Consider the following 7,760-nt stretch of genomic DNA (forward strand, 5'->3'; position numbering starts at 1 on the left):
CACCGCGACCAGCCGCAACAGCCCCTCACGCCCAATTACCGGCACTTCACCTACCTGATACCCATTCATAGGTGCAGTGTGCTTGGCAGATTGAGGAATGCTTCCAGGCCGCCAAGAGCCAGGTCGGACTCGACCACTACCAGGTCCGCAACTGGACTGCCTGGCACCGGCACATCACCCTCGCCATGCTCGCCCTGGCCTTCCTGACCGCCCTCGTAGCCGACGCGACCCCCAAACCGCCCGCAGGTACGTACCACTTCGTCCGCAGCCGCGATCCGATCACGCTGACTGTCCCGGAGATCCGACACCTACTCGTCGCCGTCTTCAACCCACCAGCCGTGACCGCGGCCAGGCTGCTGCACTGGTCCAACTGGCGCCGACGCCACCAGGCAACAGCCCGCCGCAGCCACTACCGACGACGAACCGCCAGCGAACCCGCTGGATAGATCACGAAACCGCACTGGAGTACTAGGCCACATAGACCCGAGATAACGGTCGTCGTTATCGCCTACATCGAGGTCTAATTCAGACCATCGGCTGGCGCCCTGGCCTGCCGGTCACTGCCCGCCAGACCCGGCTACCCCGCACCATTCGGTCAGTGCTTGGCGGGCGGCGTCGATGCGACGTTCAGGCGACTCGTCCGAGATGGCCCACGCGATATAGGCGTCTGGTCTGACCAGAACGCTTTTCTTGGTGGCCCCCTTGGGTGACACGATCTCGACCTCGCCGGCCCACTCTGTGATGAGTGAGGGGAGGCGTTCGGTGTCGGCCGGGGTGACAAGGATGAACCGTCGCTTGCGGAGGGCTTCGTAGAGTCTGCGTCCGTCGGTGAGGGGGATGTCAGGTGCCCGCTTGCCGACGAGGGGGTGTGCGCCGGCCGGTGCGGCGTAGGAGATGTCGATTCCCGAGATTGCCTTGGCCAGTCGTCGGGCCACTGGTGGGGTTTGCAGCACCGTACGCGCTGAGAGGTCACGGAGGCCGCACAGTGCCCGTGGTGTGGTGAGGACGCCGCGGAGCAGTGCGCCGCTCATCCGCAGGACCCGGTGTCCTACCGGGTGCCGTTCGTTCTGGTAGCTGTCGAGCAGGGCCTCGGGTGCGCGTCCGCGCTGAACGGCTGCGAGTTTCCAGCTCAGGTTTGCGGAGTCCTGGATGCTGGTGTTGAGGCCCATGCCGCCGGCGGGGGAGTGGACGTGGGCGGCGTCGCCGACGAGGAATACTCGGCCTACTCGGTAGCGGGGTGACTGGCGTTCGTCGCTGTGGAATCTGGAGAGCCAGCGGGGGTCGTGCATGCCGAAGTCGCTGCCGAGCGCCTGGCGGGCGACGTCTTTGATTTCTTCCAGATCGACCGATGCGTTGTCGGGCATGGGGTGGTGGCGATTCCAGGCCATGACCCTGAACCAGCCGTCGCCGAATGGGACGACGATGGCGAAGGCGTCTCCGGTCGCTGCGACGGTGGGCGGCTTCTTCGGCGGGTCGGCCATGCGGACGTCTGCGAGCATCATGGAGCGGACGGCGGAGCGGCCGGGGAATGGGAGGCCGAGGGACTGGCGCACGCAGCTGTTTCGTCCGTCTGCGCCGACTACGTAGTCTGCGCGCAGGCTGTGTTCAGTGCCGGCTGGTGTCTTCACGGTGACGTCGACACCGGTGGGGTCTTGCTGAAGTCCGGTCACTTCGTGGGCCCGCATGATGTTCACGCCGTGTGTCAGGGCGCGGGATAGGAGCAGTCGCTCGGTGTTGTACTGGGGCGTCACGAGTACGTGGGGGTATCGGGTCGGCAGGTGCGAGAGATCGATCCGCAGGAATTGCAGGATCGGGTTGCGCAGGCCGGTCAGCAGCAGGTCGTCGGCCAGGCCGCGGGCGTCGAGTTGTTCCATCGTTCGGGCGTGGACGGCGAATGCGCGGGTTAGCTGGGATTCCCCTTCTCGCCGTTCCACGACGGTGCAGCGCACTCCGGCCTCGGCCAGGTCACCTGCGAGTAGCAACCCTGCTGGACCAGCACCGACGACCAGCACGTCAATGTCGGATCCCATAGTCTGTCCTCCGCGTCGACAGAACGAGTAGTACGACGGGTGATTATCAGACTGCCGCCCACCGCCAGCGGTGATGTTCAGGGCGGGTGGGTGACCGTGCCCGGGAGTTCACTCGGGTGGTGTAACCCGTGGCTTCTCCTGACCGTGCAAGCGCCCGCAGCATCGTATGGACCACCGTACGAGACGGGCCACTTCCCCGCCTGTCAGGCATCGGCCCGGAGGCGCTCCCTAACCGCGTCCCGGACAGCCGCGTTCGGAGCGGCTGAACCTGGCTCGGCGGCCAGGGCGATCGCGCGCCGTCTCCACAGTGCGCGTCCGGTCCTGTGCCGCATGGATGGACGGAGCGCGATCGGTTCGCCGTGTCAGCCGATCGGGCTTGCGCCCTGCTGGAAGACGTTGATGAGATTTCCGTCGTTGTCACGGATCGCGGTCGAGATGCTGTCGTCGCCGAGGTCCATCTGCTCCCAGACGGTCGTCACGCCCAGGTCACGGAAGGTGCGGGTCACGCTGGCGAGGTCCTCGACGCGGAAGACCAGGGCCTTGTTGCCGATCGGGCGGATGTGGGCGGGGGGCTCTGCCGTCAGTTCGGGGATCCGCACACCGCCTGCGGGCTGAAGGAGTTCGAGCCGGAACCCGGGGCCCTCCAGGAAGGCGACGTCGGCTCCGATGGCGTCGAAGCGGGACTTCGCCAGCAGGGTGAGGCCGAACACCCGGTTCCACCACTGGATCGACGCGTCGAGGTCACTGACGGTAATCGTCACGTTGTGAAGGCTGTAGGCGAAGGGCGGCTGGGCAGCGGTGGTCATGGTGATCACTTTTCGTTGGGTGTGTGCAGTCGTTTGCGGTGGGGCGCGCGAGACTCTCGTGCAGTCCCGCCCGGCTTCTCTCTGCCGTGCAGCGGAACGGTCTGTGCCCGTCTGCCGCCGACCCGACGTCCACTTGCAGTAGCGAATCCACGGGTCGCAGCTCAAAGGTAGGCCTTATGGACCGCACGGTCAAGAACGTATGTCCTCTTCAGGCGCATTGCGAAGTCGGTGGATCAAGGCACCATTTGAGTGCTCGCTGTCGGCGTACGGAAGAGAGGCGCGAGCGAAGTCCTGCGCGGACTTGGGGAGCTGGAGACCTCGCCCCCAGGGCCCGTGGGCAATGGTCCGGCGCCGTCGGCTGAGAGCGTCGTCCGGCCCGCGTTGAGGCGCAACCGTACGGCCGGAGAGCCTGCTCAAGGGCATGGTGAAAGGGGCAGGCTGTCAACCGCGCTGGAGCGGGCGCCCGGGCCACTCGTGGGGGCGTTCGGAGGGCAGGTGCGCCGGACGCTCGCACGCCGACTCGACAGGCCCACCCGGATCCCTGCCTGTCGGCACATCACCTGTGAAAGGTGCCGGCCCGCAGGATAGTCAGGGCCGGGACAACTGCTTGAGGGCGGCCTGGCTTATCTGCAGCAGAGCTGAGCCGTCCATGTCGGTCTTCGCGAGAAACTCGATGCCCTGCATGACGCCAAGGAGCAGTCGCCCGAGCTCCTGGGCGTCCGTGCTCGGTTCGACCGTCCCCTCGTCCTGGGCTTCCTTCACGCAGGCGATCAGAAGATCTTCGACCGCTTGATAGCTGGTCCGGGCCCGGGAGACGACATCCGGATCATTGCTGTGCAGCTCGGACGTGCTGTTGACCAGAAGACAGCCGCGCCGCTGCGGGTCCTCCGTGAATCCCTTGGCCACCCCCTCAACCAGCAGGGTCAGGCGTTCGAAGGCCGTACCGGGCCCGGTGAGGACCGCCCGAACGCCGTTCAGCTGTTCGTCGCGGTAGCCGTCCAGCACGTGCAAGAACAGCTGCCGCTTGTCGCCGAAGGCCCCGTACAGGCTCCCCTTGCCCAGTCCCGTGGCGTCCGTCAGGTCCTGCAGTGACGTAGCCGCGTAGCCCTGATTCCAGAACTGCTCGCGCGCAGATTTCAGTACCTGGTTCTCGTCGAAATTCCGCGGTCGTCCCATGTTCCACAGCATACGTTGTTCTTGACCTATCGGTCCAGATTATGAGGTGCCGTCCCGGCCGTACGGAGCGCCGGGAGGGCTGGGCGGTCTCTCCGTCATCGCCGCACAGGGCGGCAGGCCGCGCGATGGCGGGGGTGCGTGATGCATGGCTCCCGGTCGGAGCCTTTCGCGGCGCCCCTCGCGGACGGGTCGGCGTCGGCCTGCCTGTCGCTGCCCGGAGGTGTGGATGCAGTCACGTTTTTGTCCGTGCGGTCCATAACGCGGTTCTTTACCGTACAGTCCATAACTGGGCCCGGGACCGTCCGGTTCGGGCTGTAATGCCGCAGTGACACTTGGTGCACGTCTTCTGGCGTTCGCACCGGACAGGGGTAAACGATCATGGGACAGCTTGACGGGAAGACGGCAGTCGTCACCGGAGGCAACAGCGGAATCGGACTGGCCACCGCCAAGCGATTCGCACGTGAGGGCGCGCACGTGTTCATCACGGGCCGCCGGCAGGAGGCTCTCGACGCCGCGCTGGTCGAGATCGGTGGGGAAGCCACCGCTGTCCGGGGCGACGTCGCGAACCTCGCGGACATCGACCGCCTCTACGCGGCTGTCGCCGAGCAAGGCCGGTCCATCGACGTACTGTTCGCCAACGCGGGCGGCGGTGAGTTCGCCGCTCTTCAGCAGGTCACCGAGGAGCACTTCGACGCCACCTTCAACATCAACGTGCGAGGCATGCTCTTCACCGTTCAGAAGGCCATTCCGCTGCTCAATGACGGCGCCTCGGTGATCCTGACCGGATCGACTGCCGCCACCTCAGGCGGCGCCGCCTTCGGCGTGTACGCCGCGTCCAAGGCCGCGGTCCGTTCCTTCTCCCGCACCTGGGCCAACGAACTCAGCGGCCGCGCGATCCGAGTGAACACCCTGGTGCCCGGCCCGATCGTCACCCCGGGCATCACCGGCCTGGCCGCGGACGCCGACCAGGCCGCGAAGATGAGGGACGTCTTTGCCAGCCAGATTCCGCTGGGCCGGATGGGGCACCCGGACGAGGCCGCAGCTGCCGCACTGTTCCTCGCCAGCAATGAGAGCAGCTTCGTCACCGGATCCGAGCTGTTCGTAGATGGCGGACTCAACCAGATCTGACCGAAGCCATACAGCCGGCGGAAGCGGCAGAAGACACGAGGCCTTCCCCTGGCAGGGCCCCACAAGGCACGAATCACCCCGAGCCCCTCCGCCGCTGCGGGAAGGACCCGTCACCGACGCTCTTGCCCATGGTGACGGCTAGCAGTCCGCCGCTGCGCCCATGGAAAAGACGCCTGCTTCTGAGCGTCGGCACCGGCGTAAGCAACATGAGGGGGGCCCGGTCGTTAGCGGCCGGACCCCACTCCTATGGTGCCGTGCGAGTCAGATCACCACCGCTACCCTCGTCCGCGGCCGTCGCCCACGCCCGTGCAGAGCGTGACGAACCCGAGCAGCCACAGCACCAGGAAGGCGGGCGCCACCCGCCAAAGGGACTTGACGGCGAACCCGCACCGAACGGGACGCGTGCGAAAGCAGAACGAGCAGCAGGGAAGCCATGGTTGTCGACGTCGTGTGCCGTGGCCTGCCCTGCTGCAGCTCCTTCAGCCCGTAGCTCGCTGAACCGGACCAGAGGATGTCGAGCTGCTCAGCCGGATCTGCACGGCGGCCGGCGACGGCGGGTTCGGGTCCGACGCCGGCCTGCCCTCCACGACCGGCGGCCAGCGCGCAGCACGGCATCCGACGGGAGGGCCTTGCTACTACAGCGCAAGGTCAGTGAGGACCAGCACGCGCTCGTAGGTGTAATCCATCATGGCGAACTTCACTCCTTCACGGCCGACACCGGACTGCTTGACCCCGCCGTAGGGCATCTGGTCGGCGCGATAGGAGGGCACGTCGCCGATCACGACTCCGCCGACCTCCAGAGCCCGATGCGCTCGGAAGGCAGCCTGCAGGTCGCGTGTGAACACGCCTGTCTGCAGCCCGTACTTGGAGTCGTTCACGGCCGCGAAAGCCTCGGCCTCACCGGACACCTTGAGCACCGTGAGAACTGGCCCGAAGATCTCCTCGCAGGCCAGGGTCGTGTCTGCCGGAACATCCGCGAGGACCGTAGGCGCGTACGAGGCGCCCTCCCGCTTGCCGCCCGTATACAGCGTGGCCCCGGAACCGACGGCTTCGTCGACCCACGACTCGACGCGGCATGCTGCGTCCTCACTGACAAGCGGACCCACATCGGTTCGGTCATCCGAGGGGTCGCCGGTGACCTGAGACTCGACGGCTGCGACGATAAGCGGCAGCAGTCGGTCGTACACCGCGGCGTCGGCTATGACACGCTGCACGGAGATACAGGACTGCCCGCCCTGATAGTTGGAGAACACAGCGATACGCTTGGCGGCCCAGTCAAGATCCTCGTCGCTCGCAAAGTCGGCCAGCACCACGGCCGCGCCGTTCCCGCCGAGCTCCAGTGTGCAGTGCTTCCTGGGGACCGAGTCCATGATGGCGTACCCGACCCTCTCGGAGCCGGTGAACGAGATGACCGGCAGGCGCTCGTCCTGCACCAGCCCCGGCATCCGGTCATTGGCGACGGGAAGGATGCTCCATGAACCGGCCGGCAGTTCGGTCTCGGCAAGCAGGTCACCGATGATCAGGCCCGAGAGCGGAGTATTGGGCGCCGGCTTCAGGATGATCGGGGCGCCGGCCGCGATAGCCGGGGCGACTTTGTGGGCACATTGGTTCAGCGGGAAGTTGAACGGCGTGATCCCCAGCACAACGCCCTTCGGGAAGCGGCGGGTGAGCGCGAGCCGGCCCTGGCCGCCGGCGTCAGTGTCCAGCCGCTGAGCCTCGCCACTGTTGAAGCGGCGCGCTTCCTCCGCGGCGAACCTGAACACGGACACCGCACGGCCGACCTCGCCGCGAGCCCATTTGATCGGCTTTCCGTTCTCCGCGGATATGAGCTGCGCGATCTCCTCGCTGCGCTCCACGAGGCGCTTGCTCACGTGGTCGAGCGCGGCGGCACGCACATATGCCGGCGTAGCCGCGAACTCATCGCGAACGGCGTATGCCGACGCCACCGCCTCCTCGACCTGCTCGCCGGTGGGAATACTGACCTTTCCGATGAGCTGCCCGGTCCAGGGGGAGCTAATAGCCAAGGTCGTCTCACCACTGGCCGCGCGGCCGGCGAGCCAGAAAGCACGGGTGGGAATCATGTCCTGTCACGGCCCTTTACGTCTGAAGATGCGCTGACGTGCATCCGCCAGCAGTTAAACCGTAGGACCGCTGAGGTGACAGACGTTTTGTACGTGGTGTAGTGAGCGCATGCAGGCGCATGCCGGAAGGTAGGCTTTCGCGCGGCGGTCCATCCTTCGGACGGTGACTCGCGGTTATCGACGTTCGATACGAGACCATTGACCGACGCCCGTCGCAGCATTGGTTCTTTCGACACCCGATCCTGGTGTGACTGCCCGACGGAACCTGCTCGACGCGCTGATGTCTCGCGTACTAGCTTCCCGCGGACGGGGCTGCGGAAAGGAATTCCTCAACGCTGAGTGTCGCGTGCGAAATGAGCGGATACCGCAAGATCATGGCATCGTAGGCAGGGGTGCAGGAAGACGCGGTTGAGTTGCGACTCGTCGAGTCCGCTGAGCCCTGCCCGATCTTGGTGGCTAATTCCAACTGTCATGCTGCGAGGCTGAGTTGGAGTCTGGCGAGGTGGCTGTGGCTGCCGCGGTCGAGGGGGTGGCCGTTC

General features: G+C 66.3%; 5 protein-coding genes and 1 pseudogene. 2 read left to right on the forward strand and 4 right to left on the reverse strand.

The genetic code is table 11. The features are described from left to right. Nucleotides 1-83: 83 nt before the first annotated feature. Nucleotides 84-446: pseudogene (locus ACWDA7_RS48280) on the forward strand (IS701 family transposase); the annotation flags it as partial. Nucleotides 447-557: 111 nt separating this feature from the next. On the opposite strand, the gene ACWDA7_RS48285 reads toward ACWDA7_RS48280, so the two are convergent. From ACWDA7_RS48285 to ACWDA7_RS48295, 3 genes are all read right to left on the reverse strand, one after another. After that, nucleotides 558-2,030 carry an FAD-dependent monooxygenase gene (locus ACWDA7_RS48285; RefSeq protein ID WP_450613982.1) on the reverse strand — a complete coding sequence of 491 codons (1,473 nt, stop codon included), beginning with the start codon at nt 2,028-2,030 and terminating at the stop codon, nt 558-560. A 362-nt stretch (nt 2,031-2,392) separates the two neighbouring features. Continuing rightward, complete coding sequence (locus ACWDA7_RS48290) at nt 2,393-2,836, reverse strand: VOC family protein (RefSeq protein ID WP_450613983.1); 444 nt, start codon at nt 2,834-2,836, stop codon at nt 2,393-2,395. Nucleotides 2,837-3,424: 588 nt separating this feature from the next. Beyond that, the gene (locus ACWDA7_RS48295; protein WP_450613985.1) at nt 3,425-4,012 is read right to left on the reverse strand and encodes a TetR/AcrR family transcriptional regulator; all 588 of its coding nucleotides are present in this window, start codon (nt 4,010-4,012) and stop codon (nt 3,425-3,427) included. A gap of 378 nt (nt 4,013-4,390) precedes the next feature. Between ACWDA7_RS48295 and ACWDA7_RS48300 the strand changes: the two genes are divergently transcribed. Then, nucleotides 4,391-5,140: an SDR family oxidoreductase gene (locus tag ACWDA7_RS48300; protein WP_390747414.1), complete on the forward strand. Its 750-nt coding sequence runs from the start codon at nt 4,391-4,393 to the stop codon at nt 5,138-5,140. Nucleotides 5,141-5,775: 635 nt separating this feature from the next. Here the strand turns inward: ACWDA7_RS48300 and ACWDA7_RS48305 are convergent. Further along, nucleotides 5,776-7,221, reverse strand: a complete 1,446-nt coding sequence (locus ACWDA7_RS48305; protein WP_450613988.1) for an aldehyde dehydrogenase family protein — start codon at nt 7,219-7,221, stop codon at nt 5,776-5,778. Nucleotides 7,222-7,760: the final 539 nt, after the last annotated feature.

The organism is Streptomyces sp. NPDC001156, from assembly GCF_053598275.1.